This window comes from Halodesulfovibrio sp. (genome assembly GCF_015482765.1).
Lineage (GTDB): Bacteria > Desulfobacterota > Desulfovibrionia > Desulfovibrionales > Desulfovibrionaceae > Halodesulfovibrio.
In genome coordinates, this window is the sequence record NZ_JADMLB010000053.1 from 25424 (window position 1) to 51859 (window position 26436).

A 26436-nucleotide genomic window follows, 5' to 3' on the forward strand; every position below is an offset into this window, starting at 1 on the left:
AGATGAAGAGTTATCTCTTTAAGGTTGTCGTTGTTTCATTTATGTAGGGAACAGAGGCGGCTTTTGCCTTTGTTTTTATATCAATGGATTCTAAAAAGGATATTTATGTTCGATCGAGCATTACTGTTTGACTGGGGTGGGACTCTTATGGAGACCATGCCTGTATATCTTGGTGAAGAGCAAGGTTGGTCAACTGTTCCACCCGTTGAAGGGGCAGTAGAAGCCGTAAAAAAAATGAGTGCAAGCTGGCGGGTTGCTCTTGCGACAAATGCTTCAGAGTCCGGTGATGAGGCTATGCTTGCGGCATTTGCGCCGCTTGGCATCCGTGAGTGTTTTGAATCTGTGTACAGCTTCGGCAGGGCTGGCCGTCCTAAGCCATGGGCAGAGTTTTGGCGATACGCACTGCATGATCTTCAGTTGCCGCCAGAGCGGGTCGTCATGATCGGTGACAGCTATATGGATGATATCTGGGGAGCTACAGAAGTGGGTATAAACGGAATCTGGTTTAATCAGCATTCTAGCGAGTGCAAAGAAAAGAAAAATATTCGCACCATACATTCATACGCACAGCTTGATGACGCTCTAATGTCTTTGGGCTTTACCGTGTAATCATAGATAGTTTTGATCTTGCAAAGATCGATAAAAAAGCCAAAGGATAGATCCTTTGGCTTTTTTGTAGGGAGGTTACACAATCTGACCAAGAGAATGAATCAGGTTTTTCCTCAACGCTCTATGACGCCATATTTCATGCTCGTCGCCAGTGACAAGATCGTTCTGAAGTTTCGTTCGCAATTCGTCTTTCTGTTCCGGCGTAAGGTGAAGCATTCGAATGTCGCCCAGTAGTTCCAAAGGGTCAGTATACTGCGCAGGGACTGGCAATACAGTGGAATCGTGGTACAAAAACACAATGTCTGCTTTAGGTGCTTTTGCAAATTGTGATAAAAAGGCTAACATGAACAATCTCCTTTTATCCGGAAGTCCGGAAAGCTCTTAGCTGAATTCTTTAATCGGGCGCGCAATCGCTAAAAATCCGCCCTGTAGTAATAAAAAAAGCCTCTCACGGAGGAGAGGCTGAAAATGCTAACACAGCCTCATGGTTCCGCTTCTCGCGGGGTGGCTTAGCACCTTGCACTACTGTTGGTAGTATAGGTTGCCGGACAGTCATTGGGCCAGATCCCTCGTGTCCTCTTCATGAGATAAGTACTAGTATGGTTCAATGCAAGATAAAGTCAAGCAATAAATTTGCAAAAAGTGATATTGTTGTTATTATAGGTTGTTATAGATTAGATTGCGGTTATATAACAAAAAAACTAGATTGTTATTTTTTGAACAATTAACTTTATTGTGTTTTTCGATAAATATGCAAACAAAGCATAAGTAGTCTTTCGAACCTTGTTAAGGTAGATAGAGTTAATTGTTGTATGAGCAGATAGAGCATGGATAATAAGTCTCTATTTCAGGGTTTTTATGTAAGGAGTTAACGCGCACATGGCGTTTTTAACCGGCAAACAGCATATGGGTCTTGCGGCAGTAATCATGGCTGTCAGCATTTTCCTGTCACGATTCATGGGACTAATCCGCGATAAAGTAATTTCTTTTTATTACGGTGCATCTATTGAATCAGATATTTATTTCGCTTCATTTGTTATTCCGGATTTTTTGAATTACCTGCTTGCAGGCGGATACTTTTCTATTACGCTCATCCCGTTATTGGCAGAGTATTTTAGTAAAAATGATGAGGAAGGTTGGTCATTTTTTTCCAGCGTTCTTTTGTGGGTCTGCATTGCCATCACAGCAGGAACTTGTGTTGCATGGATCGGAGCACCGTATCTTGCCAAAGTTGCCGCACCGGGGTTCGATGAGCCATCCTTGGCAAGGCTGACATACTTCCTTCGTATTATTCTTCCTGCACAGATTTTCTTTTTGCTCGGCTCGTGTTTCTCTGGCGTACTTTATATGCGTAAGCAGTTTCTAGTGCCTGCATTTGTACCGCTTGTGTACAATGCCAGCATTATTCTCGGCGGGCTGTTTATGATCGACAAAGGTATGGAAGGTTTTTGCTGGGGAGTCTTGTTCGGCGCTGCTTCCGGAAGTTTTATGTTGCCATATCTTGCGGTGCGGAGTGGCGGATTTCAGTGGAAGTACACGCTGCGTCACCCCGGAGTGAAGCGCTTTGTTTTGCTTGCCCTGCCTCTGATGATTGGACAGTCTATTGTAGTTTTAGATGAGCAGTTTGTTCGTATCTTTGGTTCTCTGACTGGTGACGGAGCTGTCAGTCTGCTGAACTATTCCCGAAGAATTATGCTTGTTCCAGTCGGTGTTGTTGCGCAGGCAGCGGGTGTTGCATCATATCCGTTTCTTGCAGCGTTAGTTGCTAAGGGGGATACGAAAGAATTTAACACAACCCTCAGCAGAGCGTTGCGCAATACCATGCTCTTTATAGTTCCACTTTCTTTTTGGATGATCAGTGCAGCAGAGCCGACACTTCGTCTTATTTTCCAACAGGGAAGTTTTGGAGCTTCGGAAACGCTGGGTGCGACACCACTTTTGCAGATTATGCTTGCCTCAGTCGCTTTCTGGGGCGTTCAGCAGATGATAGGCCGTGCTTTTTATGCACATAAAGATACGTTGACTCCAGCTATTGTAGGAACGCTCGTTTCTGTTCTTGCTATTCCAGTGTACTGGTTTTTAGGAAAGACAATCGGAGTCATGGGAGTTGCATTGGCGGGGACGCTTTCTGTTGTTCTTTACACTCTTACTCTTTCTGCTGTTTGGGCTCGTAAGCATGGCACAGGTGCTTTTGATGGTGTTATTCGAATGTTTTTGTTGTCGGCTGTTCTTTGTGTACCGGCAATGGGGGCTTCGGTCTATGTTGTTAGTAACGTTACAATATTGTTGGAAGGTGAGCCGTTGCTTGGTGCCTTTGCATCTCTGGCAGCTAGTGGAACGCTTTTCTGTGTGTTGTATGCCTGTACCAGTTGGTTGATCGCTCCAAAGGCGATAGAGCCGATTATTACGTTTGTGCGTGGACGGGTTCTACGTCGAGCTTAGTTATTTCAAAGGATGCCGTAAAAAGCCTCATTCCAATTTTAGGAGTGAGGCTTTTTTGCTTGTTAAGGGCGAGCTTCTAAAAGGGGACGAAGGTCTGGGTGAGTATGGTCGTTAACATAGAGAGTTTAATGATGCTCGTTGTAGGCGTGCGAACCATGACAAACTCGTAATGATGCCCGACAAATAACATGTATGATAGATGAGTTGTGTTTAACTATTACTGAGAAGAGGCACCGTTATGAACTGAGATTGTCGGAGCAGAGATGGAACTGATAGCATCATTGAAGCAGCGATTTGAAGCGTGGGGCGAGGGCTCATTGTCACACGATTTTCAATTGCGCGTTATTGATTCCATAAAACCTGCTCTTTCAATGAGCATTGTCATTGCGTTGGCATTTTATCTGGACTTAAAGCAACCGTACTGGGCTGCCTTTGCAGTGTTGATGATGAGCTTTTCGACATCCGGTCAGGCTTTCAGGCGGGCTTTGATTGGGATACCGGGCACACTTATAGGCGGTCTTGCAGCGCTCACTATTTTCTCTATTTTTCCACAGCAACCCATCTTCTTGTTTCCTGTATTGATTCTATATTGCGGTGTCTGCATGTATTTTTTACAGGCATGCAAGGTGAATGGATATTTCTTTTTCACAATATCGTTTGTGTGCCTAATCGTCATTACAACTGCCATCCCTTATAGTAACGAGGTGTTTGTATACGCTCTTGCACGATTGGAAGAAACATGTCTGGGGATGACAGTGTATGCCGCAGTGACGTTGCTTTTATGGCGTCGTAGTGCATGGCCTGTTTTACAGAAGAAAGTAAGCGAAATGACAGACCTGCACGTAGAGTTATTTAAAGGCCAAATGCGGCGGGTACAGACAAAGAGCAAAAAAGAAGTGTTTTCTCTTCAGAGAAAAGCATTCCGTTTGCTTGATAAAATAGAGGAGCTCGTCGGGTTTGCTGTAACTGATTCTTACCCTGTGTGGGAAAAGAGAAACGACTGGCACTCGTTTATTATTCATTCCAGAGAGTTGGTCAGAGCACAGTTGCGGTGGGGGTGGGTGGTACCGGAATTACGTAAAGGGTACATGAAAAGGTGCCTCCCGGAACTTGATGTGAAAGTTAGGCAAATGGAAGCCCGTTTGAGTGGATTGAAATATGGTTTTCATGCGGAGCATGTAAAAAATATGCCGGACCCAATTCAACTTGATCATGATAAAGAAGCTCTGGGGCGTTTACCCTACTACTTGCAGGCTCAGGTCATAGTCGTTCAAGAAGCATTCAATGAAATGGGAAAGCTTGTGCATGCGATACTGCGTTATCATTGTTTTTTTCACGATGATTCACTGGAGCCGCCAAAGCCGTTTATACATAAAACAGTATGGGAGCTGCCACTGGATTTTGACTATCTTGTGAGAGCTTTCCAAAGTGTTGTCATTTTTTCAATGGCGGCAATTTTGTGGTTCTTTTTGTATCCTCCTGGATTAGATAACGCACAATTTATTCAGCTTGGCGGGGCGTTTTCCCTAATTTCTGTCTTTGTAAAAACGCATGAGCCGTTGCGGGACGGTACATTCTATGTGTCTGCAGCGCTCATTGCCATCGTTATTTATGTGCTTACACTTCAGCATCTGACAACGTATTTCGGGCTTGGGATTCTTATTTTTTGTGTCACGTTTACAACCTACTTTGTGTTGATAAAGCCTGATCAAGTTTTGTTTAAGTTGGCCATTATGCTTGCGTGGCTTTCATTGCCTAAATTTTCAAACGTCCAAATTTATGATTTTACCACGGTGCTAAACAGTGGAATGTCGATGGGGTTAGCGGGAATTCTTGCCAGCGTCGGTTTGTATATTACTTCATATCCAATTCCTGAAAGGCATTTTTTGCAGACGAGAAGACGTTTTTTTAACAGTGCCATTTTTTTGCTCCAGATTATGCCGAGGGCTGTTAGCGGTAAAACCTCATTGTTTGAGAGAATACGTATTCGGGCTTGCTTGCAGAACTTTGTTCGTCTTCCGCAAACTATGTTGAGTATTGCTGAACGAATGGATGATTCACGACTTCAAATTTCACGGAATCAGGTGGGAGAGGTAATCTTTTCATTTGAGTTGTTAGGAGAGGCACTTTTTTACTTATTCAAAACTCATATGGTAGAGCGTGACGTTGTTATCGCAAAAGAGCTTTCAACACTTTTTGATGACTGGCGCGCTGCTAAGATTTCAGTGTTTAAAGAGATGGAGCGTAATGTTGCCTCTCCGGATTTTGATCTTGCTCAGATTCAAACAAACATCCAGCGCAGGCTGGAAGGGATACAGGAAGCAATTGAGCGTTCGAATGAAAAGGCAGAACAGGCCGGTCATGCTTTTAATCAGCAGGAGAACAAAGTTCTCTACTTACTGCTTGAGCGCAACCGAGGACTATCAAATGCAATCGTTGAATATTTACAGGCATCGACTTCCATTGATTGGGAAGAGTGGGCACAAGCTCGCTTTTAGGAGAAAATATGCCACATGAACTTTCAATTATCGGGATCTACTTTTCCCCGCTACTGGCTAACTTTGCTTTGGGGCTTACGCTTGCTCTTGGTACTGCTTTTGTTTTGAATTATTTTCGATTGTCACGAATCTTTATCTATCCTCCCTTGGTGTTTATTGCATTGGTGGTTTTGTATACTTGTTTGCTTAGTAAATACGTTATTCCAGCATAAGGGTTGGTAACTATGAAACGGCTTTTTCAATGGTTCATCACATGCGCAGTTGTAGCAACAGCAGTTGTTGTTTTGCTTGTGCGCTATGAAGACTTTTTGATTAAGCCGTGGACACGGGACGGACAGGTTCAAGCCGATATTATTACTATTGCCTCAAGGGTGACTGGGCCTGTGACCTTTGTAGGATTTAAAGATAACCAATACGTAGAAAAGGGTGAGCTTCTTTTTACAATAGAGAAAAGCACGTTTATCGCTGCCGTGAATCAGGCAAAGGGGCAGTTGCTTGTAGATCAGGCAAACGCTGCTGAGGCGCTTGATGTTTTGAAGAGGTCGCGAAAATTGGTTGCAGAGGATGTTGATGCGATAGCACGTCAGGCTCTTGTTCAATATGAATATGCGTGGCAGGCGGCAGATGCAAAGGTGAAAGAATCAAAAGCTAGACTAGAGGCTGCCGAGTTGAATTTGACCTTCACAGATGTCTATGCACCTGTTTCCGGCTATATTACAAACTACAGCATGTATACGGGAACTATGTCTGTTGCGGATACCCCGCTATTTTCAATTGTTGATGCATCCTCTTACTGGATTTATGCATACTTTAGAGAAACTGAGGTGCGTAACATACGAAGAGGGGATAAAGCTGTCATTACGCTCATGGGGTATCCTGAGACACCTATTCATGGTGTGGTACAAAGCTTGGGGTGGGGCATCTATCAATCAAACAGTACACTCGGGCAAAATCTGTTGCCGGAGGTGGAAGCAACCTTTGAATGGATACGCCTTGCCCAGCGTATTCCAATCAGAATTTATTTGACCCATATTCCGCCCAATGTTCAACTTCGAGTGGGAACCACTGCTTCAATTCTTGTTGATACAGCCGCTCGGGGAGAGGTGTACCGGGAAGATGGCGAAGTTCGGCAAAGTGTTCGTAAAGACAGTCTGCCAGGTGTCCCTCCTCGGAGTAGGTTTAACCGTGAACCGTAGCTGAATAGAATGTTGGACGGCGTTGTTTGCTGTTGTAATATTTTGAAATTATTAAATAGTTGTTTTGAGTGATGGCGAAGGATGTTGTTTCCGTGAGATATGCAGAAAGAAAAAAGACCGACGGATAGGCCGGTCTTTTTTTACGTTTTGACATGGTTGGCTACTGTTCGAGGCCACCTTCAGGCTCACTGAAGAAAACTTCGGTAAGATCTGTTTCTTCAGTTTCAATTGCTGAAAGCTTTTCATCAAGCCACTGACGTAACGCCTGTGCGGTGTGGTAGTTCATGACAATGCGGGAATGAACATCGCGTACAAGTGTTTTTTCATCTGTCTGAACAATAAGTTCAGGTCCTAATGTACCATCAGGGTTTATAGCACGTTCAGAAAAAGCCGGAAGCTTGTCGGATTCAGTATAGAAATTCATTTCAATTTCACCCTGTGAATTCACGCCGCCCCATACACCATGGGTATACTGTTGTTTGATTCCTTCGCGGATATCGTATTCGAAGCGGATTTTAGATGGAAGTTTGAAATTACGGGGCATGACTTCTCCTGAAGAACGTGTTTTTTATTTCATTGAATGCATTTGTGAAGGAATTAGCTAGGCAATATCCCTAGCAATATACACGGCAGTAAATGAGTTGGCAAAGGCTTCTCCCGACTGTGGGGCTTGACTGATTTGCGGTTATACAGCACAGTCACAGCTCACGAAATCAACCATCCCGGGAGAGGATTATGGCTGACTATACAAGCGAAAATCTCGACGCTAAACCGTATTTTGATATTGAATTATTGTTGCAGCTGAGTCAGGAGACTCGTATCGACGGCGCTTTGATGGATAAGATGTCTACTTTATGGGAAAAGTGGCTGAACCACCTGACCGTAAAGAAAATCAAAGTGGGTAAAATTCAGTACCTTGCTGTTTGGCTTGATGAAGATGCAGAAAAAGATACAGACGATGCATGGGATGACTCTCCGTCTGATGCATACATGATTACAAACCTTGCACAGGCTTTCATCATGAGCAGTATCTATTCTATTCTTCCTGATGTAGAAACTGCTGGTTGTGCTCCAGCACCAAAACCAACTGACGGACTTGTTGAAGCAATGGAAGGTATTGGTTGTCCTTACAACAACAATGCCTCTGCACTTTCCCGTCGTTTTGCAGTTCTTACTTTTTACCCATTTAAGGGTGCATGTGACATTTGTTACCTGCAGCCGGACTGTCCAAAGGGTAACGGACAGGATCAGGGAAGTGGTAGCCTTACCATTCCTGGTTTTGAGTCTGACCCGCAGTAACAGTTCATTGTTTTATGAAGCTGAATTAACCCGTAGTTGCACTTGCGACTGCGGGTTTTTTCGTACCCACTCTAAGAGCTCTTCTGATGTGATTTTTTCGTCATTTAACGATGCAGAGCGAATTTCTTCTGCGGTTTGCGTAATCGCAGACTCTAATTTTGATGCAGGTATTGCGATGCCCTTTTGAAGAACCTGCAATCCCTTATCTTCCATAACGGCATTAAACAGAAGCAGAGTAACAGTTCCTTCTGTGATGTGCTGGTCTGTCTGTTCATTATGAAACGTAATACCGCTGCGCATACTGGAAATAGGGCTGTTACGACACATGGTCATTCCCGCTACGCCCGGTGCAACAGCACCGAGCGCAATACGGGCATTTTCTGGTATTTTTGCTGTGGTCAAATCGTCCACTGGCTTGCCGTCAATGAAGATAGTTTTAATCTGTGAATCAATATAGTTTTCATCAAACTCAAGACGCTTTGTTAAAAAATGGAGCATAGTGTCGCCAATGTCAGCTGTAACTTCTGAAGGCGATTGCATGAGATAGCGCCAAGTAGCGTGAGATTTTTCTGAGCTTTCTATATCAATAACAAGATTTTTCATTGCGGCACCTTTCAATATCATATGTTAGTGGCGGGAGTTTTCCGACAAAACGTAATGGTATTCTTCACCATAAATTTTGAGCATTACCATCACGAAGCTCAAAATAAGCGGTCCGTAAAGAATGCCGAGCATGCCGAATGTTTTCAATCCGCCGAGAATGGAGAGGAAAATGAAAAATACGGACACGCCGGAACTTTCACGCATGAAATACGGACGTAGAAAACTGTCTATAGCTGCAACAGGGATTGCCCCCCAGAGCACCATAAATAATGCAGATTGCCATCCTGAAGTGAAGAACAGGTAAAGACTGGCAGGAATCCATACAATACCAGTACCTGCAATCGGGATAAGTGAGCAAAAACTCATCACAGTTCCCCAGAATAGTGGAGTGATGCCTACAAAAGCCAGTCCTATACCGCCTACAACTCCCTGAATGATTGCTACAAGTAGACCACCCACAAGCACAGAGCGTGATGTGGAACGCAAGGAGTGGAGAAGAGCGTCTTCCTGTGATTCACGCATTGGCCATAAGTATTTAAGGCCTTCAATCATTTTACTTCCATCTTTGAGTAAGAAGAAGACGATAAGCAGCATGAGTAAAAATTTGGCAACAAAGTTGAATGTGTCACCAAGAGCTGAGGTACCAAAAGCAACAAGCTGTTGTCCCACTGCTTTAGAAATTGTTGCCAGATATGACTTTATTGCGGTTTCATTTATGTCAAAAAAAGGGAGTTTTTCATGGAACCACTGTAATGTCTGGTTATGTTGGATTTCAGAAAGAAAAGATTCAGACTGAGATTGTTGAAGCCATGTAGTAACGGCATGAACACTGTCTACTGCTTGTGGAATAAGGCTTGTGATGAAAAGTGTTAATGGCACTGCAATGCAAAGTACAAGAAGCAGCATTGCAATTGTTGATGCCCATATTTCACGACCGTTAACCCAATTGAGAATGCGTTTGTAGGCAGGATAACAACATGCTGCAATAACAATAGAGATGATTATTGTATGTAAAAACGGTGCAGCAATAAGGTATGCAAGGTAAAGTGAAAAAATGAGTAGGAGAATAGTAAAGTAGCGGAACAGATTGTTACGCGGAAATTTGAGTGTCGGCCCAGTATGGTCGGGCTTACATTCCGTGGAGTTGTTCTTTGTTTCTTCTGTCATAATCAGAGCATTTTTCCATATATAGTTTCATACGCTTAGGCAGGATGCCTGTGTGTAGTAATAAACATTGTGTGGCATTGTATCCGTAATAGAACATATCTGCCAATGAAAAATGCTGGTTTATACTTTGGTACTGAATAGTTGTGAATGCCTGTTTATTTATGATTCAGGGAGATTAGGGAGGAGGCGGGCGTGCTTCCGATAGTCGAAGTAATCTCCCCATCCTCTGTCTTCAAGCTCTTCAATAGCCCCTACATTTTCTTGAAAGAGTGCAATGGATAGGCGGTCAATGATGCGTATTTCCATTCGTGCTTCATCAATATTTATAGCAGGTGGAACTTCGCCGGACATCATGAGTGTTTCCATGTTGAACCGCTGAAGTTTTCTTGCAAATTCATTAGCATCAAAAATAGCTTTGTATAACCGCCTGCGGCGTTTTTCCAATTGTTTTTTTAAAACAGCTGTTGTGGCAGATTCGTCCTGTGGAAGGGACGTCAACGCTGCAACCCACGTTTTAAGCATGTCAGTATGAACTGAATCGTGAGGCAGAGTGTTTGTAAAGAACAACAGCAAGGCGTCGCGGATTTCTTTTGAGTCCTTGAGTGCTGCTGTGCGTAAATAGATACGCGTGGTGTCGGGGAGTGTATTTTTTAAGCAGGGGGCGGTTGATATGAGAAAAGGTACTGTCTCATCATCAAGGTGAAGTCGAGTAAGAAAACTTTCCCACATCCAGTCAGGAATAGAAAAAGAACATGACTGGTTCGCTTCATGGAGTGTAATCGTAGCATGTTCGGTAATAAGCAGGTTTGCGAGTTTTTCTATGCCCTTTTTGGGGAGTGGGGCTGTGAGAATTTTTTCCAGTGAGAGGAGCAATGTTTTGTCTGGAAAGATGATGTATTCAAAAAAGGGTTCCAGGTCAGGATTGTCGCCATCTTCAATGAGTGGTTTCAGTTCAGAAAGCGTGCAGACGCCAAGGACTGTTTCTGCATAGTCCTTAGCGTCTGCTGTAAATGCTTGACCCGTTCGCAACCAGTTGTTGAGAACAGCGTAAATGTTTTCAATAGTAGTGAGCATAAAATGCTAGAACTCAATGCGTCGTTCTACTTTTTGATTTCATTCCAAAGTGCGTCTTTTTCTTCGAAAGAAAGGTCAGCGAACACTAAACCTCTTTCGTGCGCAAGTGCTTCCATTTTTTCAAAGCGATCAAGGAACTTGAGATTTGTTCTGTCTAGAGCGGCATTGGCTTTAATGCCCTTACGGCGACCAAACTCTACAAGGGTAAACAGTACATCACCGAACTCAGCTTCGATGGCATCGGTATCACCTGACTCCAGAGCAGCAGCAAATTCTTTCCATTCTGCCTGATATTGTTTTTCTACATCGGCATCGCTATCCCATGTAAAGCCGACACGGGCAGCTTTGGAATTCAAGCGGTAGGCTTTGAGCAGAGATGGAAGTCCTTTAGGAAGACTGTCAAAAGTGCCTTTAGGCTTGCCGTCTTCGGTCCCTTTTTTCTCTGTACGCTTAATTTTTTCCCAATTAGACCAAATTTCTTCAACATTCTGTACATCAAGTTCGCCAAAGACATGAGGGTGACGGCGAATCATTTTAGCAGCATTTTCCTGCATGGAATCTGCAAGTGTGAAACCTTCGCATTCGTACTTGCTGCTGATGAAAAGAATGAGGAACATAACGTCGCCCATTTCTTCGCGCACATCTACATTTTTACCACTGCGAATGGCGTCCACCAATTCGTAGGTCTCTTCAAGCAAGTAATCACATAGTGTTTGCGGAGTTTGCTCTTTGTCCCATGCACATCCGTTTTCACCGAGGAGCTCGTCAATAACGTTACGCAGGGCAATAAGGGATTCAGTAGTACTTTTGTTCATTGTTTCGCTCTTCGTTTTATTAGTTACGGTATGGTCTTAATTAAAGGCACACACAAAAAAGCCCTTGTCTAAGCAAGGGCAGTATTAGCGTTCTGGTGTTACAAGGTAGCGGGAATAAACTGCCGGAGTATATCTGTGACAATGCTCAAATGGGGAACGATTGCAGAGGTCTGTACAACCTGTGCGTTGGGGAAGAAATGTAAAGCAAAGGCAAGAATGATGCAGCAAAGGAGTGCACCTTTGGCAAGGCCGAGAATGCCGCCAAGGGTGTAATCTAACAGTGCTGCGCCCGCTGCACCGATAATTTTTCGAAGCAACCCACCGATTATGGCAACAGCAATGAGTACACCGATAAAGATAAGGGCATAGGAGGCAACGCCTGCCCATTTCGGATCAATTAACGGTTCGAGGTGAATTGAGAGTTGCTCGTAATAATTGTTGGCTAAAATAAATCCGCCAACAACACCTGCAATGGAAGTTGTTTCCAGGATGAGTCCTCTAAAGAAGCCTCTGATGCAGAAAAATCCAGCAATGACAATAAATATGAGATCAAGATAGTTCATGTACTGCCTACAAAAAAGTAAAATCGGTTGTGAATCTTTGCGAGTAGTAGCATAAAATAATTCGTTGGAAAAGACAGCTATTTACACAATTGCATTTGCGTTTGTGGGTAACTATAGATAGTTGTTATCAAAATGAATCGTATTACTTTATTGTTTGCTTGTTGTTATGAGGGGAAAATAAAATACCATGACGATTTTTAGTCTTGAAGTAGGACAAGTTCTATCGGGTGATGTGCATGTTGCTAACGGAAGAAGATTGTTTTCATCTGGGCATGTAATCACTGAGCAAACATTGCGGGTGTTAAAAATCTGGGGAGTACAGAATGTTCCTCTGCATGGGGAAGCAAAAAAGAATGCCGCAGCATCAAGCGGTGAAACTCGTGCTGTTGTAGCGTGCAGCACTTCTCCTTCTGTGCAGTTGTTGTATCGAGGCAGCTCTATGACAAGCTTTCCTGTTTCTTGTTTGTTTCAGGAGAGTAAAAAGTTGGCTGAAGAGTGTGTTGAGCCGTGTGAAGGTTTTTTTTCATATCTTTATACACCTTCAATTCCAGAGCTAAAGGTTTTCACATCTGAAGACTGTGTTCTGAATATAGATAAAGCCGGACTTGGGTCTTATTATAGCAGTTTTCCTAAAGAGTTTTTTGTATTTACTAGGATGTTGAATGATGTCTATGTAACAACAGAAGCTGTTGTAGAAGCTGTAGAGAGCGATGAAAAGGTAAAGAATAAGTTATTATTGATATGTGAATCGCTTGTTCACGTTTCAAATTGTAGAGTAAAAACTGTCAATGCTTGCACTGCTTTTTTAGGAAACAGGACTGTATTGTATTTGGCAATTATGCTAGTTTATATTCATCATGTTCAAGAGAACTTTAATTCGAATGTAATAATGCATTATGGAAGAGCAGCAATGACTACTGGAATTGCTGCACGCTACATAGCATCTGCAGTGGGTGTGTATGGAAGAGAATGTTTTTTTTCAAGTGGAGCACTTCGGGATATAGGATATTTATTTTATAGCCGGACACAGTCAGCCATATATGAAAAAGTACGTCAAAAAGTGATCAATGATGGTCACGATCTTTGCGCAGTAGAAGAAAAGTATATGGGAAAGAATCATGCTGATGTTGGAGCCTATATATTAAAGATTTTAGGTTTTCCTACATCTATGGAAAAAACTGTAGAAGAGCATCATACTGAATTCAATACTTCTGCAACAAAGGAAAGTGCAGTAATGCATGTAGCAGAGTGTATTGCAAAGGCTCTTACTTTTAATCCTGTATACGACGTTCCTCCTCCTACTGTGGATGTTGCCGCCTGGCGCATGTTACATATTTCAGAAGCTAATCTTACCGAGCTTGTTAGGATGATTTACCTGAAGTCTAAAGAAATTACACGGTTGGCATATGGAGAATAAAACAGCATCCGCCGGCGTTGAGTATCTGGAAGATAGAGTGTCGCGACTGGAAGATCAGGCGCGATTCACCTTAGATGCTCTTGAGTTGGCCGCATCACTTGGAGATTGTCAGGTGAGTATCAGCTCTCTGCATGAACCAACGCTGCTGTTGCGCGAAGCAGCCTCACGCGTAGCAATGATCACCCCCTTTTCAGCTTCTGCCGTGTACTTGGTAGACGAGGGAACCTCAGATTTTTATCTGGCTTACTCGGATCAGCAGGAGTGGAATGAAAAGATAGAGGCAGCAACGAATTCATTTATTGATAGCGGTATGTTCTCCTTTGCTTTGAGAGAGGGGCGCCCTGTTGTTGTTCATGCTGTTGAGTTGCAACGCAGAGTATTGTTACATGTTTTGGAAACATCTTCACGAGTGCGTGGCATGTTTGTTGGAGTTTTTCCAGAGGGTGCTAAAAACTTGACCGCAGTGGAAATGGCGTTACTTTCTATTGTCTGTAAAAACTGCGCTTCAGCCATTGAAGTCTTTGAGCTTTATAAGTGTTTTAGAAGTGGCGGTGAGGAAGTTGTAGCTTTTTCTGACTCTCTTCCTGTTGGAGTTTTAGATATAGGCGATAATGGGCGAATATTATTTACAAATAAAAGAGCAGGCAAGCTATTGGGGAGCATCGCTTCTCCAGAAAAGCAGAGTATAATCGATTTTCTTGTCCCCGAGGAACGAGACCGTGTTGAATCATTGTTGATAAGCTGTCTCGCTCTTGGTGTTTCTGCTTCAGATTACCAGACAGAGGCACTGGCAACGCCTCAGAATACTATGCGGATTCATACTGCTCTTGAAACACAGAATGAACCGCAAGCTGTTAGTCTTCACGTAACTCCATTACGGCGTAACGGCGTTGTTGTGTTGCGGGGGGTTGTGGCACCGGTTGACGATGTTGTGACGAGAGCCGCGCGAGCAGAGGGAGCATAGTTTGAAAGCATGTCTGGATGATGTTTCTACTGCTTGTATTCCTATTTTTTTTCTCTTATTGTTTATGTTGGAATCGTAAATAAAGGGACGCACAATGCAGATTGAGATTAAATGTTTTGCCACACTTTCTGAATTTACCCCGAAAGGGAATGTGCTGGATGTTAAAGAAGGCACGACTATTCAACAAGTCATAGAGTCTCTCGGAATAGCTATTGAAGACGTGAAAATTATGTTTATCAACGGTAAACATGAATCACTGGAAAGCGTGTTGACAGAAGGGGATCGCTTAGGATTGTTCCCTGCTGTTGGCGGCGGTTAATCTGAGTGGCTGAAGTAAACAAAAAAAGCCGTCATGTTTTTAAACATGACGGCTTTTTTATTACCAATCATCTGAGCTTCCATTTTTTAAATCAACGGCAATGCACCTAAGCAGTCCATAGTCATATTTTCCGTGTAGCGCTGTATGCGCGCCTTTTATGCCTGTTCCTGTACCAATTGCAGCGGCTACTTCAGCGCGTACTGCTTCGATTTCTTCTGCAGTAAGTTGAGCCGTTACGGCCGCGAGTTCGATTTCACCCAATTCTACAGCCGTCGCTAAATGACCATATATTGTTCCAGTTACCAAACTGCGTTCAGATGCTACACTTTGTACATCGCCATGTGTTTTGAAGAGATCTATTGATTTTTGAACAGTGCCAGTAATGGTCTTTCCGGCGTCTTTCTTTTTCTGTTTAGCTGCCGCCCGCTGCGGAAGAGGTGGAAGTTCCTCTGGTCTGCCATGCTCAACTTCGAAGTTCTGAAGAATAGAGAGTACGAGATCCCCGTACATGGCGAGTTTTGTCTGCCCAATCCCGTGGATGTTACAAAGGTCATCACGTTCTGTTGGGCGATAAGCAACGAGCTCAAGTAATGTTTTGTCTGGAAGTACAGAGTATGGCGGAATGTTTTGTTCGCGTGAAATTCGTGTGCGTTCCATTTTTAAGAGATCCAGCAACAGGTTTGCATCTGGCAAATGTAAGGCTGCCTGCATGGCTGCATCAGATTCTTTTTTGCTGACATGTTTTACAGCGGTCGCTGAGAGCGATTCTCTACGAAGCGAAACACTTTTCTCGCCACGAAGGATTTGCCAGCTTAAGTCGTTAAGCCGCAGACTTCCGTTTTCGGGATCTGAGCCAAGAAATTGTAAAGCAACAAGTTGTCTGAACACACCTTTCCACGTTTCTTTTCCAAGCTCTTTTCCGCATGCAAATGTTTTAATCAGGTTGTGCTCATGCTCAGAGACACGTTTAGTAAGGTTGCCTATTAAAATATCTGCGAGATGTGTAGCACCGAAGCGTTGCCCTGTTCTGTAAACGCACGATAATGCTTTTTGTGCTGCAATTGTTCCGTCCCACGTTTCAACAGGGAACAGGCATGTGTCGCAATTGCCGCATTTCTCGGTTCGATGTTCTCCAAAGTAAGAAAGAATAACGTTGCGGCGGCATTCTGTTGTTTCAACAAATCCAAGAAGGGCATTAAATTTGTGTTGCTCAATGATAGCCCGGTTTGCTGAAGACCGTGTTATCATGCGTCGTGCAAGCACAATATCTTGCAAGTTATAAAGCAGTAGCGCGTCGGCAGGAAGGCCGTCTCGACCGGCGCGTCCAGTCTCCTGATGGTAGGCTTCCAGGCTTTTGGGTAACCCAAGGTGGACTACAAATCGTACGTTGGGTTTGTTGACTCCCATGCCGAAGGCAATTGTTGCAACCATAATGACGTTTTCTTCCATCATAAATCTTGATTGATTGTGGTTGCGTTGAATTGCACTCATACCTGCGTGGTAGGGAAGAGCATTAAATCCGGCATCTACAAGTTTAGTTGCAATGTCGTCTACTTTTTTTCGAGACTGACAGTATACAATACCGGATTCATCTTTGTAAGTGGAGCGTATGAAAGAGAAGAGTTGCTCGTTACCGCGTTCTCTATTCTGAATTGTGTATGTTATATTGGGACGATCAAACCCTGTAGCAAAGACAGGTGCCTGCTGAATGTGCAACTGTTCAGCAATATCTTTACGAGTAGGACTGTCTGCTGTTGCTGTCAGGGCAATTACAGGAACTTGCGGAAAGCGTTCTCTAAGTATTGAAAGACGTGTGTATTCCGGTCTGAAGTCATGCCCCCATTGCGAAACGCAGTGAGCTTCATCAATGGTAAAAAGTGCGGGGGTGACAGTTTCGAGTAACGCTAGAAATACAGGTGTGACTAGACGTTCTGGAGCGACATAAAGCATGTCTAGCTCACCGTTCCGTAGCTGTTGTTCAACAGCACTTTGTTCCTGAGGAGTTTGACTGGAGTTGAGGAAGGCTGCCCGAATGCCCATTTGAACCAGCTCGTTCACCTGATCTTGCATGAGCGCAATCAGCGGTGAAACAATTATGCCTGTACCGTTGCGAAGGATAGAAGGGAGTTGGTAGCAGAGTGATTTTCCGCTGCCCGTAGGCATAATAACAAGAGCATCACCACCATCAATCATGTGGTTAATGATGTCTTCCTGTTTCCCTCTAAAATCTCTAAAGCCGTATGTCGTACGAAGAATATCTAGTGCAGTCTGGTTCATTGTTCCCTCTTGTGTGCGGGAAGATAGCGTATGAATGTGTGGTTAGCAAAGTATTTGCAAAAAGATCGAGCTCAAGATTTTTAGTGGCATTTGTTTTTGTATTGCAATCTACTGCTGCTTACCTGATGGGGGATTTTGTTTTAGAAGGAGCTTTTTCTTAGTAAGGAGGAGATCACTTGTCGTTGGCAAAAATTCACTTGTGACTTTAAATTTTGGTGCTGTAATTATGTTGCCGTAGGCGTTTTTTCTGCCCAAGGATAGTTAAGAAACCATCCGGTTTGACACATGAAAGAGTGTTTGGGACATTCATCCTTGGAAAGAAATTGAGGATTTTCGGGTAACTCTTTTTTTGTAATTATTTTTCCACGGCAGCGACATCCTAGTGAGTATGGAGGGAGCATCGAAATAAGCTCTGGGTGGGAAGCAGGGATAATTTTTCCCTTCAGCGCCTCACATGTTTTGCAGGCTTCTTGGTCTACAGGGATATCTCCGATGTGATCGACAGTTATTTGCAGATAGCGGGAGTTGTCTTCAAGAAGTTCACGCATGATTTTCAGGTGGGCAGAACGCCATGCCATAACATTGTCCATAAATGCGTTTACATCTTCTGAAGAAGCATCATGTTCTTCCATGAGCAGCCACACAACTTGACCGGAAAGGCGTGTGAAAAGAGGATGTAGATTGGAAAGAGTTGTGTCATCAGTCTGCATTATGAAAATCCTTTTAACAAAATTGAGGCGGTGAATTTTTATTCACCGCCTCAATTGCTTATGTGATCAGTGGACGTTTTGGGGCTATCAAAAGATACCGGTTGCGTCCAGTAGGATGTCAACGTGTTGCTGACAATAATGTAATCGCTGCTTTATTTGTTAGTAAACGCAAGCGGAATGATGTCCTTAATATGTGAGGCTGTGTGTACATCAATTTTTTTGAGCAGATCAGCAGGAACATCTTCCAGATCTTTTTCATTTTGTTTTGGAATACAAACATGATGAAGACCGCGTGCAACGCCGGCGAGAATTTTTTCTTTAATACCGCCTACTGGAAGAACCCGACCTCGTAAGGTGATTTCTCCGGTCATGCAAAGATCCTGATTTACAGGTTTTCCTGTAAGGGCAGAGATAAGTGCAATAAGTAGAGTAACACCAGCAGACGGACCATCTTTAGGTGTTGCACCTGCCGGAACGTGAATGTGGATGTCGTGCTTATCAAGGAAGTCGGCATCAATGTTCAGTTCTTCAGCGTTTGCTCTTGCATAACTTAATGCGGCCTGCGCAGATTCTTTCATAACATCGCCGAGCTGACCGGTAAGAGTCAGTTTGCCCTTACCTTTCATGAGAGTCACTTCGATGTTAAGAATGACACCACCATATGGAGTCCATGCGAGTCCCTGTGCAACGCCCGGGATTGTTTCAGTATCCTTTTCCTCATCGATAAAGCGAGGAATGCCCAGAAGTTTTTGCAAGGTTTTAGCCGTTACTTTGTAAGGTCCTGCGGTTCCTTCTGCTTTTTGACGTGCGAGTTTACGGCAGACCGAACCAATTTCACGTTCAAGACTACGCAAACCTGCTTCTCGAGTGTATTCCTGAATAATTTTTGAGAGTACACTGTCTGCAATGGTTACTTCATCTTTCTTTAAGCCGTTTTCTTCAGCCTGACGTGGCAGCAAGTAACGGCGGGCAATACGAGTTTTTTCCTGCATGGTGTATCCAGGAATCTGGATTATTTCCATGCGGTCACGTAATGGACCCGGAATAGTGTCTAGTTGGTTCGCTGTGCAGATAAACATAACTTTTGACAGATCAAAAGGCACGTTCAGGTAGTGGTCAGAGAAGTTACTGTTCTGTTCTGGATCAAGCACTTCAAGCAAAGCAGATGATGGGTCACCACGGAAGTCTGAGCCGAGCTTGTCGATTTCGTCCAGCATGATGACAGGGTTTCGAGTCCCCATAAGTTTCATGGTCTGGATGATACGCCCCGGCATGGCACCAACATATGTGCGGCGATGGCCGCGAATTTCAGCTTCATCACGCATGCCGCCAAGAGAGATACGTTGGAATTTGCGTCCGAGGGATCGGGCAATAGAACGTCCCAAGGAAGTTTTACCAACCCCCGGAGGGCCCGCGAAGCAAAGGATAGGTCCTTTTGATTTCGGGTTGAGCTTGCGTACAGAAAGATATTCAAGAATACGGTCTTTTACTTTTTCCAGACCATAGTGATCTTCATCAAGAATTTCCTGAGCTTTCAGGATATCAAGACGATCACGAGAAAGTTTCTTCCAAGGAAGTTCTGACAACCATTCAAGGTAGCTGCGAACAACACTTGCTTCAGAAGATTCAGGATGCATGCTTGTGAGACGACGCAGTTGTTTTGTTGCTTCTTTACGTACGTCTTTAGGAAGCCCTGCTTTGTTTAACGCTTCTGCAAGCTCTTCTGCTTCTTCTTCCGCGCCTTCGCCTTCACCAAGCTCTGTACGAATAGCCTTAAGCTGTTCACGGAGGTAGTAGTCGCGCTGTGCCTTGTCCATACCTTCTCGAGCCATGGACTGAATGCGTGCCTGTACGTTTGCAACTTCAGACTCTTTCTGGAGTTGCTTGTTTACGAGGTCGAGACGTTCAAGAGGGTCGTTGCATTCAAGGATTGACTGAGCATCAGGAACTTTCATACGCAGATTCGCTGCAATCAAGTCAGCAAGACGACCCGGGTCATGTACGGTGTTGAGAACAGACATAATTTCTGATGTCGCAACACCGCGTAAAGAGAGAATTTCTTCGCTCTGTTCGCGTACGGCACGCATCATAGCTTCAGTTTCAACAGAAACTTCTTCAATTTCTATTTCTTCCAACCCGTTAACTTCTGCCATGAGGTACGGGTCAGTACTGGTAAAGCGTTCAACTTTTGCACGGCTTACACCTTGTACGAGCACTTTCAAGCGACCGTCAGGCATTTTTAGCATACGCATAATCATTACAACAGTACCAGTAGTGTGCAGGTCTTCAGGAGAAGGGTTTTCTGTTCCCTCATCCTTTTGTGTTGTAATCATCATGTAGCGGCTGCCGTTAAGAGCTGCGTCAACAGCCTGAATTGATTTTTCACGCCCGACAAAAAGCGGAAGAATCATGTAGTTAAAGACGACGATATCGCGAACCGGAAGAACTGGAAGTTCTGCAGGAAATTCCGGCAGAGTTCCATCGGCATCGTGCTCTAAGGCGCCGGAAAGAACTTCTTCTTCGGTTATGATCGGTGTGCTGTTCATCATATCTTCGGTCATCGGTGCCCTCCAAGCTGGGCAGAAACGGTGTTATATTTTGTCGCCATCGCTGTGGCTGTATAAACAGTTATAGCATTGAAAACCCTGAAAGGGATTCTTGTAAATTTGTCTCACATGGTTTTACTTCAGTTACGTTGCTACGTATGGGGCCACGCCAAAGTTCTTTTTCGAATTGACGAAGGGTAGTTAGGTCACCTTCCGCAACCAGTTCAACATTTCCATCTGGAAGATTACGTACCCAGCCATGCAGTCCGAACGAAGATGCTGTGTGGTGTGTCCAATATCGGAAACCGATCCCTTGCACTTTCCCCGTTACAATATATCGCTGTCTGGCCATGATACGCCTCCTTTTGGATTTGGAAGGTTATATATGTCCTTCGTCCTTCAGGCTGTAGTAGGTGTCAGCTGTGATAATTAGGTGATCGAGCAACCTGATGCCTAGTATGCGTCCAGCCTGAACAATGTGCCGTGTGACCTCAATGTCCGGTGAAGACGGAGTTACGTTTCCACCAGGGTGGTTGTGAACAATCACTAAAGAACTAGCCTTACGTTGCAGTGCCTGCTCCATGAGTTCTCGAGGGTAAATCATGGTAGAGTTGATTGTTCCGGTTGAAATTCGTTCCCATGAGAGCAGTCTGTTTTGGTTATCCAAAAAAGCAGCCCAAAATTCTTCTTTTTCTTTTCGTCCTAATCGAATTCGAGCCATTTCTGCTACTTCGGCCGGACTTGAAAGAGTTTTCTTTTGTGAAATCCCAGATTCCATGTATCTGGAAAAAAGTTCTCGCATCAGCTTCCAATGACTTAATAGAGAGTTTCCAAAGCCTTTAAGTTGAAGCAGGTCTTCATCTGGTGCATCCAGAACGCCTCGCAGCGTACCAAAACGGTTAAGTAGGTCTTTTGCGAGCGGTTTTGTATCGGATCGCAAAATAACTGTACCAAGCACTAGTTCAAGAATTTCATAATCCGCCAGCGACTGCTCGTTCTTGTGTAATTTTTCGCGCAGACGCTTTCTGTGTCCATGATAGTGAGCTTTTTCTGTCATAATAAACAGGAATTGCGCCGTGGCAAGCGGTAACAGGTGAATTTTGATTATATTTCAACAAAAAAGGGCATCAGGTCGAATAAATTTGGTCTGCGGGCAGGTGAATTGCGTAAAAAAGCTATTTTTTCGGACTGAAAAGTGCGAGAAGCCCTGCAACTAAAATTTCCATTGCTTGTTCTGGTTTTCGTTCACCGGTTTTAATTCCCATTTCAGCCTCAAGCGCAAGATCCCAAATTTTAGAGAGTCGAACTGGACCGAGGTTGGTTGCCAGTCGTTTTTTTTGTTGGGTGACGCCTGAAGGAAGCCGAACCATTTCTCCTGCATAGAGTTGCCAAAGAATACGGGCTTCTCTCAACAGCATGGCAAGGAAGGAAAAGATCATAGCTTCTCCTGCTTCTTGGCTGGAAATTACTTTTTTCCAAACTTTTTCCGGAGCATTGCCGGATTGGAGAGCATTTATGAATGCGAATATATCTATATCAGCATCATGGGAAATATCTTTAATATGCTCTTCAGTTATAGACTGGGACTCTCCTCTGAGTAATGCCAGTTTATCCAGTTCGTTTTTAGCGGCTGAAGCATCTAGCGGTAGCACCTGAGATAACGCATGAACGATTTTGGGTTCAATCTGGATATTATTCTGTATTGCCCATTGTTCAATGAATCCACGCATTGCACGTTCTGTGAGCCCTGCGGACTGCCATATCCAGCCTTTGTTTTCTGCCAGTTTCCAGCACGGAAGTTTTTTTACCGCAGCTGGGATTTTGGGTTTACCTCTGTCGTAAGGTGCTTCAAGGCAAATGATTACCCATGCAAGAGGATTAAATTGCCCGAGGCTAGTGCTTAGCTTCCTCCATGCATCAATAGGGAGATTGTGTGCATTACGGATAATGAGGACTTTAGGAGAGGCAAAAAGGCCTTGGAGGGTAAGGTTTTCCCAAAAAATAGGTGGTAAGCCTTCATCACTCCAATAGACATGTTTTTCCCATGAGCCTTCAGGTGCAGGAAAATCCTGTAACTGGCTTTCAATAGTGTTTTTTGTCAACTGGATGTCTGGGCAGACACATATGGAAAATCCGGGTCTAGGCATAGTCAATCCTGTTCCTCAAGTTCTGTTGGTAGCAAGCACCAATAGTAGGCTTTAGTTTGTATAAAAATGATATTCGTACGGCTCAGTTACCAATATAAAAGGCTCGAAGTAATAACTCCGAGCCTCTTTATATACAATGGAATCGTGTTGGTCTACGGTCTGTGTCGTGCAGCTAGAATTGGTCACGCATTTTGTCGACCATTCTTTCAATAATCAGCCTTGAGATTTGAGTACCGGCAAAGCGGGCATCAGAGGTTGGATAGGAGCGAGATAAACTTGTGCTGCCGGAAGTCCAAATCTGCTGATTTTGATCGTCATAAACAATGGTGTTGAAGGTCAAATCAATCGTGTATTCAAGAGTTTCGTCTTTTGTGCCATTGATTCGGCTATTGATAGTGAACTTAGTAATATCAATAACCATGCTATAGTCAGAAGATTCAGACGCTGTCATGATGGCGATATTACGTTTTGTAATTTCATCATACATGCTGGAACGAACCACTTGGTTAATCCAAGGGTAAATTGTTGAGTTTTTAACTTCTCTGATACGCACGGTCGAGGAACCAGTACCAAGAACGCTTGGCTGATTGTTTGTAAGAGTGTATCCGCATCCAGTAAGAGTTACTGTGGCGAGCAGACAACAGATTGTGATGATTCGGGATATAGAAGAAAATCGAGGAAGCGTCATACCAAGGTTCCTGTGTTTTTGATGTCTAAAGGTAAAAGTGATGTTGGTTGGTTGCAGTATAAGCAAAGTGATACCAACACGCTACGTGATAGCAGATGAAGTGTGATTACGTCTAGCTTCGTCTAGGGATAACAGGTAATAGATTAATAGTGGTGAAAATGCATATCCGGCGCAACGCTGTGTGTACAGGAGCATATATGCAGATATGGGTAGATGCGGATGCGTGTCCGAAAGTGATAAAAGAAGTATTGTTCACTGTGGCCGGACGTAGGAAGATAAAGACAACGTTTGTGGCGAACAGTCATTTATCTATTCCGATGTCTCAGTATATAGATTTTATTCGCGTGGATGCTGGTTTTGACGTTGCGGATAATAAAATCGTTGAGCTTGCATGTGAAGGGGATTTGGTAATTACAGCAGATGTGCCGCTTGCAGATAAGGTTGTTGAAAAAGGAGCTACTGCCTTGAATCCAAGGGGGCAGTTATATACAGAAGATAATATAAAAGGGCTACTTAGGATGCGTCATCTGATGGAAGAACTGCGAAGTGGAGGGATGGTGTCCGGTGGGCCGGCGCCGCTTGGAGCACGCGATAAACAAGAATTTACAAATCAGCTGGATAAGTATGTAACTCGAAGGTTGAAAGAAGAACAAGCGTTGTAGCCCATTAAATTAGAACTATTTGGTGCTGAACTAGATTTTATTTTTTTTGTTTTATTTCAAGATATTATATGTATTGTGTTAACGGATTTTATCTACAGCATAAGTTTTTGTTTTTATAAAAATGCTCCCCGGCTTTTAGAGAAAAAGGCTGGGGAGCATTCCTTTATATGTCAGTTGAACAGCTTTATTGGCTGTATAAATGAGTGTTTTTTCTGTGCAACAGATCTCTTTTTTTGTGTTTTCAGTTGGCAACAGATACTTATTGAGCCTCTGTTTCTTGTTTTTTCTTGCGTAAAAAAGGTTTTTTCAGAACTTTTTTAGCTTTACTTGCTGCAGAAAAAATTTTCTTTCCAGATTTTTTGATTCCTCGTTTTACAGAAGCGTCAGTTTTGGAAACAACATAGGCTGTCTTTTTTCCTACGGTATGTACTCCTGCGGTTGTAGAAGATGCAGCGGAACTTATACCATTTGCTGCGGCTGCTGCTCCTCCTTTGGCTGCCGTAGAGGCGACTTTAGTCACTCCTTCTGTTGCGGAAAACGCCGCGTTAGCTACGCCTTCGGTCGTGGAGGACTCCGCGTTAGCTCCACCTTCAGTTGGGGAGGACGCTGCTTTAGCTCCGCCCTTGGTTGCAGAAGACGCCATTTGGGTTACGCCCTTGGTTGCAGACGTGGTAGCGGTTGTTACTCCGGAAGCAACGCCTGAAGCAGCATTTTTTGAAACTGTAGAGATCGTTTTCCCTGTAGTTGCGGCACCGTAAGCTATTTTTTCCGCTGTGTTGGAAACGCCTTTAGTTGCTGAGGACGCCGCTTTAGCTCCGCCTTCAGCTGTGGAGGACGCCGCCTTAGCTCCGCCTTTGCGTGCAGAAGACGCCACTTTGGTTACGCCCCTGGTTGCAGACGTGGTAGCGGTTGTTACTCCGGAAGCAACGCCTGAAGCAGCATTTTTTGAAACTGTAGAGATTGTTTTCCCTGTAGTTGCGGCACCGTAAGCTATTTTTTCCGCTATGTTGGAAACGCCTTTAGTTGCTGAGGACGCCGCTTTAGCTACGCCTTCAGTCGTGGAGGACGCCGCCTTAGCTACGCCCTTGCGTGCAGAAGACGCCACTTTGGTTACGCCCTTGGTTGCAGAGGTGGTAACGGTTGTTACTCCGGAAGCAACGCCTGAAGCAGCATTTTTTGAAACTGTAGATATTGTTTTCCCTGTAGTTGCGGCACCGTAAGCTATTTTTCCCGCTGTGTTGGAAACACCTTTAGTTGCGGAGGACGCCGCTTTAGCTACGCCTTCAGTTGTGGAGGACGCCGCCTTAGCTACGCCCTTGGTTGCAGAAGACGCCATTTGGGTTACGCCCTTGCGTGCAGAGTGGAGCCTTGTTTTTTTCTCAGACTTGTCACTCGCGGTAGAATGATCTTCTTCTACACAGTCGTTTTTCGAGGAAGGGCCGATATTTCGCACAGCATCCCATGCTCGAGTCATACCGCGTTTGACGGTTTTTGAAGCGCCGGAAATAAGAAGCTGGGCAACCGTTGCAATGGTGTCACCTGAAGTACGCATGAACATGGCGGCGGCTTCTCTTGTGGCAGATCTGCGTAATTCTTTTCGGCTCATCAGATCCTTATCAGTGTAGATGCTCATATAGTTTCGAGCGATAATTCCACAACGCATTGTCAGGAGTGAATTCATAGAGCCATCAAGGATGGACGAGGTTACCACAGAAGCTACAGCCTGTGCTCCCGGGATGCTCCCTATGACAGAGGTTGCAACGAGCGGTCCCACTATTTGCTGAGTGTATTCTTCGACAACAATGTCTTCCATTGCTCCAGCGAAGAACGCTGTTGCAGCAACGTTTTTATAAAGCGTGATTAGATCATTCACATGAGGACGTTGGGCATACAGCTTTGTGATTTTATAAATAAGATGCGTGATGAGCGCGAAGACAATGAGCGTATCCAATCTGCCGTTCTGCGCTGTGGCTGTCCCGATGAATACACGTTTTGCTGATTCATCAATAAGTCTGTTTGCCTCTGTTTCAAGCGCAGCAATACTGTTTTCTATTTCCTGTTCTGTTTTACAGGAGACTTTTTGGCTTTTGAGGAAAGGATTGCGTTGAAGGCGGTCTACGTATGCTTTGCGATACTCTTGAATCTGTTCTTCTGACGGATCTTCAGGAAGCAACAGCGGTTTTGGAAAGATAAAGAGAGTTAGCGCGGCGTAGCCTAACAGCCCGCAGCCTGCGATGGTGAGTGTCCAGAAAACTACGGGAACGTAGGTCGGGTCAATGTAACCGGCAATGTCCGCCAGTACCCGAATGCCGGAAAGCAATAAGGAACCGAGAGCAATGGCAATAATTCCGCCAAGGAGATAAAGAATAATTTTTATTTTTGAATGCATGTGAATCCAGAGAATGTCCGTGCACCAAAGCACGGAGATGAAGTTGTGCGT

Annotated in this window: 25 protein-coding genes and 1 riboswitch; of the genes, 10 read left to right on the forward strand and 15 right to left on the reverse strand. The window is 44.1% G+C overall.

Features of this window, described 5'->3' with window-relative positions:
* Positions 1-105 precede the first annotated feature (105 nt).
* On the forward strand, positions 106-609 hold the full coding sequence (locus tag QZY95_RS08830) for an HAD family hydrolase (protein WP_290922363.1): 504 nt from the start codon (positions 106-108) through the stop codon (positions 607-609).
* 75 nt (positions 610-684) lie between these two features.
* Here the strand turns inward: QZY95_RS08830 and QZY95_RS08835 are convergent, their stop codons facing one another.
* Entirely contained in the window at positions 685-954 is a 270-nt protein-coding gene (locus QZY95_RS08835; RefSeq protein ID WP_290922365.1) for a hypothetical protein, read from the reverse strand.
* 134 nt (positions 955-1088) lie between these two features.
* Positions 1089-1198, reverse strand: a riboswitch (SAM riboswitch).
* A 290-nt stretch (positions 1199-1488) separates the two neighbouring features.
* On the opposite strand from QZY95_RS08835, the gene murJ reads away from it, so the two are divergent.
* The 4 genes from murJ (at position 1489) to QZY95_RS08855 (ending at position 6745) form a co-directional block, all read left to right on the forward strand.
* Positions 1489-3051, forward strand: coding sequence for a murein biosynthesis integral membrane protein MurJ (gene murJ, locus QZY95_RS08840; RefSeq protein ID WP_290922368.1), 1563 nt, complete (start codon positions 1489-1491; stop codon positions 3049-3051).
* Between the two features lie 263 nt (positions 3052-3314).
* Entirely contained in the window at positions 3315-5549 is a 2235-nt protein-coding gene (locus QZY95_RS08845; protein WP_290922371.1) for an FUSC family protein, read from the forward strand.
* Between the two features lie 8 nt (positions 5550-5557).
* Positions 5558-5761, forward strand: a complete 204-nt coding sequence (locus QZY95_RS08850) for a DUF1656 domain-containing protein (protein WP_290922374.1) — start codon at positions 5558-5560, stop codon at positions 5759-5761.
* 12 nt (positions 5762-5773) lie between these two features.
* Positions 5774-6745, forward strand: a complete 972-nt coding sequence (locus QZY95_RS08855) for an HlyD family secretion protein (RefSeq protein ID WP_290922377.1) — start codon at positions 5774-5776, stop codon at positions 6743-6745.
* Between the two features lie 160 nt (positions 6746-6905).
* Here the strand turns inward: QZY95_RS08855 and QZY95_RS08860 are convergent, their stop codons facing one another.
* Positions 6906-7289 (reverse strand): hypothetical protein, encoded by a 384-nt coding sequence (locus tag QZY95_RS08860; protein ID WP_290922379.1) that lies wholly within the window; start codon positions 7287-7289, stop codon positions 6906-6908.
* 191 nt (positions 7290-7480) lie between these two features.
* On the opposite strand from QZY95_RS08860, the gene QZY95_RS08865 reads away from it, so the two are divergent.
* Positions 7481-8044 (forward strand): hypothetical protein, encoded by a 564-nt coding sequence (locus QZY95_RS08865; protein ID WP_290922381.1) that lies wholly within the window; start codon positions 7481-7483, stop codon positions 8042-8044.
* A 12-nt stretch (positions 8045-8056) separates the two neighbouring features.
* Here the strand turns inward: QZY95_RS08865 and QZY95_RS08870 are convergent, their stop codons facing one another.
* The 5 genes from QZY95_RS08870 to QZY95_RS08890 form a co-directional block, all read right to left on the reverse strand.
* Positions 8057-8647 (reverse strand): hypothetical protein, encoded by a 591-nt coding sequence (locus tag QZY95_RS08870; protein WP_290922384.1) that lies wholly within the window; start codon positions 8645-8647, stop codon positions 8057-8059.
* 24 nt (positions 8648-8671) lie between these two features.
* Positions 8672-9814 (reverse strand): AI-2E family transporter, encoded by a 1143-nt coding sequence (locus QZY95_RS08875; protein WP_290922387.1) that lies wholly within the window; start codon positions 9812-9814, stop codon positions 8672-8674.
* A 159-nt stretch (positions 9815-9973) separates the two neighbouring features.
* On the reverse strand, positions 9974-10888 hold the full coding sequence (locus tag QZY95_RS08880; protein WP_290922390.1) for a hypothetical protein: 915 nt from the start codon (positions 10886-10888) through the stop codon (positions 9974-9976).
* Between the two features lie 26 nt (positions 10889-10914).
* Positions 10915-11703 (reverse strand): nucleoside triphosphate pyrophosphohydrolase, encoded by a 789-nt coding sequence (gene mazG / locus QZY95_RS08885; protein ID WP_290922393.1) that lies wholly within the window; start codon positions 11701-11703, stop codon positions 10915-10917.
* Positions 11704-11801: 98 nt separating this feature from the next.
* Complete coding sequence (locus QZY95_RS08890) at positions 11802-12266, reverse strand: CvpA family protein (RefSeq protein WP_290922396.1); 465 nt, start codon at positions 12264-12266, stop codon at positions 11802-11804.
* Between the two features lie 187 nt (positions 12267-12453).
* On the opposite strand from QZY95_RS08890, the gene QZY95_RS08895 reads away from it, so the two are divergent.
* From QZY95_RS08895 to QZY95_RS08905, 3 genes are all read left to right on the forward strand, one after another.
* The gene (locus QZY95_RS08895) at positions 12454-13683 is read left to right on the forward strand and encodes an HDOD domain-containing protein (RefSeq protein WP_290922399.1); all 1230 of its coding nucleotides are present in this window, start codon (positions 12454-12456) and stop codon (positions 13681-13683) included.
* Complete coding sequence (locus tag QZY95_RS08900; protein WP_290922402.1) at positions 13673-14647, forward strand: GAF domain-containing protein; 975 nt, start codon at positions 13673-13675, stop codon at positions 14645-14647. The genes QZY95_RS08895 and QZY95_RS08900 overlap by 11 nt, the downstream gene beginning before the upstream one ends.
* A 94-nt stretch (positions 14648-14741) precedes the next feature.
* Positions 14742-14966: a MoaD/ThiS family protein gene (locus QZY95_RS08905; RefSeq protein ID WP_290922405.1), complete on the forward strand. Its 225-nt coding sequence runs from the start codon at positions 14742-14744 to the stop codon at positions 14964-14966.
* Positions 14967-15026: 60 nt separating this feature from the next.
* On the opposite strand, the gene recQ is transcribed toward QZY95_RS08905, so the two are convergent.
* The 7 genes from recQ to QZY95_RS08940 all read right to left on the reverse strand — a co-directional run bounded on the left by recQ (position 15027) and on the right by QZY95_RS08940 (position 23334).
* Positions 15027-17243, reverse strand: a complete 2217-nt coding sequence (gene recQ / locus QZY95_RS08910; protein WP_290922408.1) for a DNA helicase RecQ — start codon at positions 17241-17243, stop codon at positions 15027-15029.
* Between the two features lie 224 nt (positions 17244-17467).
* Positions 17468-17953 (reverse strand): hypothetical protein, encoded by a 486-nt coding sequence (locus QZY95_RS08915; RefSeq protein WP_290922412.1) that lies wholly within the window; start codon positions 17951-17953, stop codon positions 17468-17470.
* A gap of 152 nt (positions 17954-18105) precedes the next feature.
* Positions 18106-20514: an endopeptidase La gene (gene lon / locus QZY95_RS08920; RefSeq protein ID WP_290922415.1), complete on the reverse strand. Its 2409-nt coding sequence runs from the start codon at positions 20512-20514 to the stop codon at positions 18106-18108.
* A gap of 67 nt (positions 20515-20581) precedes the next feature.
* Positions 20582-20851 carry an acylphosphatase gene (locus QZY95_RS08925; protein ID WP_290922417.1) on the reverse strand — a complete coding sequence of 90 codons (270 nt, stop codon included), beginning with the start codon at positions 20849-20851 and terminating at the stop codon, positions 20582-20584.
* A gap of 27 nt (positions 20852-20878) precedes the next feature.
* Positions 20879-21556, reverse strand: a complete 678-nt coding sequence (radC, locus tag QZY95_RS08930) for a DNA repair protein RadC (protein ID WP_290922420.1) — start codon at positions 21554-21556, stop codon at positions 20879-20881.
* A gap of 118 nt (positions 21557-21674) precedes the next feature.
* Entirely contained in the window at positions 21675-22646 is a 972-nt protein-coding gene (gene holA, locus QZY95_RS08935) for a DNA polymerase III subunit delta (protein WP_290922423.1), read from the reverse strand.
* A 172-nt stretch (positions 22647-22818) separates the two neighbouring features.
* Positions 22819-23334, reverse strand: coding sequence for an LPS assembly lipoprotein LptE (locus tag QZY95_RS08940; RefSeq protein WP_290922426.1), 516 nt, complete (start codon positions 23332-23334; stop codon positions 22819-22821).
* Positions 23335-23531: 197 nt separating this feature from the next.
* On the opposite strand from QZY95_RS08940, the gene QZY95_RS08945 reads away from it, so the two are divergent.
* Positions 23532-23996 carry a YaiI/YqxD family protein gene (locus tag QZY95_RS08945; protein WP_290922429.1) on the forward strand — a complete coding sequence of 155 codons (465 nt, stop codon included), beginning with the start codon at positions 23532-23534 and terminating at the stop codon, positions 23994-23996.
* A gap of 259 nt (positions 23997-24255) precedes the next feature.
* Here the strand turns inward: QZY95_RS08945 and QZY95_RS08950 are convergent, their stop codons facing one another.
* Positions 24256-26385 carry a DUF697 domain-containing protein gene (locus QZY95_RS08950; protein WP_290922433.1) on the reverse strand — a complete coding sequence of 710 codons (2130 nt, stop codon included), beginning with the start codon at positions 26383-26385 and terminating at the stop codon, positions 24256-24258.
* Positions 26386-26436 lie beyond the last annotated feature (51 nt).

Bases quoted from the DNA above. Each gene is read 5' to 3' on its own strand.
- QZY95_RS08830 (WP_290922363.1), top strand. From the start codon at position 106: ATGTTCGATCGAGCATTACTGTTTGACTGGGGTGGGACTCTTATGGAG.
- QZY95_RS08835 (WP_290922365.1), bottom strand. From the start codon at position 954: ATGTTAGCCTTTTTATCACAATTTGCAAAAGCACCTAAAGCAGACATT.
- murJ (WP_290922368.1), top strand. From the start codon at position 1,489: ATGGCGTTTTTAACCGGCAAACAGCATATGGGTCTTGCGGCAGTAATC.
- QZY95_RS08845 (WP_290922371.1), top strand. From the start codon at position 3,315: ATGGAACTGATAGCATCATTGAAGCAGCGATTTGAAGCGTGGGGCGAG.
- QZY95_RS08850 (WP_290922374.1), top strand. From the start codon at position 5,558: ATGCCACATGAACTTTCAATTATCGGGATCTACTTTTCCCCGCTACTG.
- QZY95_RS08855 (WP_290922377.1), top strand. From the start codon at position 5,774: ATGAAACGGCTTTTTCAATGGTTCATCACATGCGCAGTTGTAGCAACA.
- QZY95_RS08860 (WP_290922379.1), bottom strand. From the start codon at position 7,289: ATGCCCCGTAATTTCAAACTTCCATCTAAAATCCGCTTCGAATACGAT.
- QZY95_RS08865 (WP_290922381.1), top strand. From the start codon at position 7,481: ATGGCTGACTATACAAGCGAAAATCTCGACGCTAAACCGTATTTTGAT.
- QZY95_RS08870 (WP_290922384.1), bottom strand. From the start codon at position 8,647: ATGAAAAATCTTGTTATTGATATAGAAAGCTCAGAAAAATCTCACGCT.
- QZY95_RS08875 (WP_290922387.1), bottom strand. From the start codon at position 9,814: ATGACAGAAGAAACAAAGAACAACTCCACGGAATGTAAGCCCGACCAT.
- QZY95_RS08880 (WP_290922390.1), bottom strand. From the start codon at position 10,888: ATGCTCACTACTATTGAAAACATTTACGCTGTTCTCAACAACTGGTTG.
- mazG (WP_290922393.1), bottom strand. From the start codon at position 11,703: ATGAACAAAAGTACTACTGAATCCCTTATTGCCCTGCGTAACGTTATT.
- QZY95_RS08890 (WP_290922396.1), bottom strand. From the start codon at position 12,266: ATGAACTATCTTGATCTCATATTTATTGTCATTGCTGGATTTTTCTGC.
- QZY95_RS08895 (WP_290922399.1), top strand. From the start codon at position 12,454: ATGACGATTTTTAGTCTTGAAGTAGGACAAGTTCTATCGGGTGATGTG.
- QZY95_RS08900 (WP_290922402.1), top strand. From the start codon at position 13,673: ATGGAGAATAAAACAGCATCCGCCGGCGTTGAGTATCTGGAAGATAGA.
- QZY95_RS08905 (WP_290922405.1), top strand. From the start codon at position 14,742: ATGCAGATTGAGATTAAATGTTTTGCCACACTTTCTGAATTTACCCCG.
- recQ (WP_290922408.1), bottom strand. From the start codon at position 17,243: ATGAACCAGACTGCACTAGATATTCTTCGTACGACATACGGCTTTAGA.
- QZY95_RS08915 (WP_290922412.1), bottom strand. From the start codon at position 17,953: ATGCAGACTGATGACACAACTCTTTCCAATCTACATCCTCTTTTCACA.
- lon (WP_290922415.1), bottom strand. From the start codon at position 20,514: ATGACCGAAGATATGATGAACAGCACACCGATCATAACCGAAGAAGAA.
- QZY95_RS08925 (WP_290922417.1), bottom strand. From the start codon at position 20,851: ATGGCCAGACAGCGATATATTGTAACGGGGAAAGTGCAAGGGATCGGT.
- radC (WP_290922420.1), bottom strand. From the start codon at position 21,556: ATGACAGAAAAAGCTCACTATCATGGACACAGAAAGCGTCTGCGCGAA.
- holA (WP_290922423.1), bottom strand. From the start codon at position 22,646: ATGCCTAGACCCGGATTTTCCATATGTGTCTGCCCAGACATCCAGTTG.
- QZY95_RS08940 (WP_290922426.1), bottom strand. From the start codon at position 23,334: ATGACGCTTCCTCGATTTTCTTCTATATCCCGAATCATCACAATCTGT.
- QZY95_RS08945 (WP_290922429.1), top strand. From the start codon at position 23,532: ATGCAGATATGGGTAGATGCGGATGCGTGTCCGAAAGTGATAAAAGAA.
- QZY95_RS08950 (WP_290922433.1), bottom strand. From the start codon at position 26,385: ATGCATTCAAAAATAAAAATTATTCTTTATCTCCTTGGCGGAATTATT.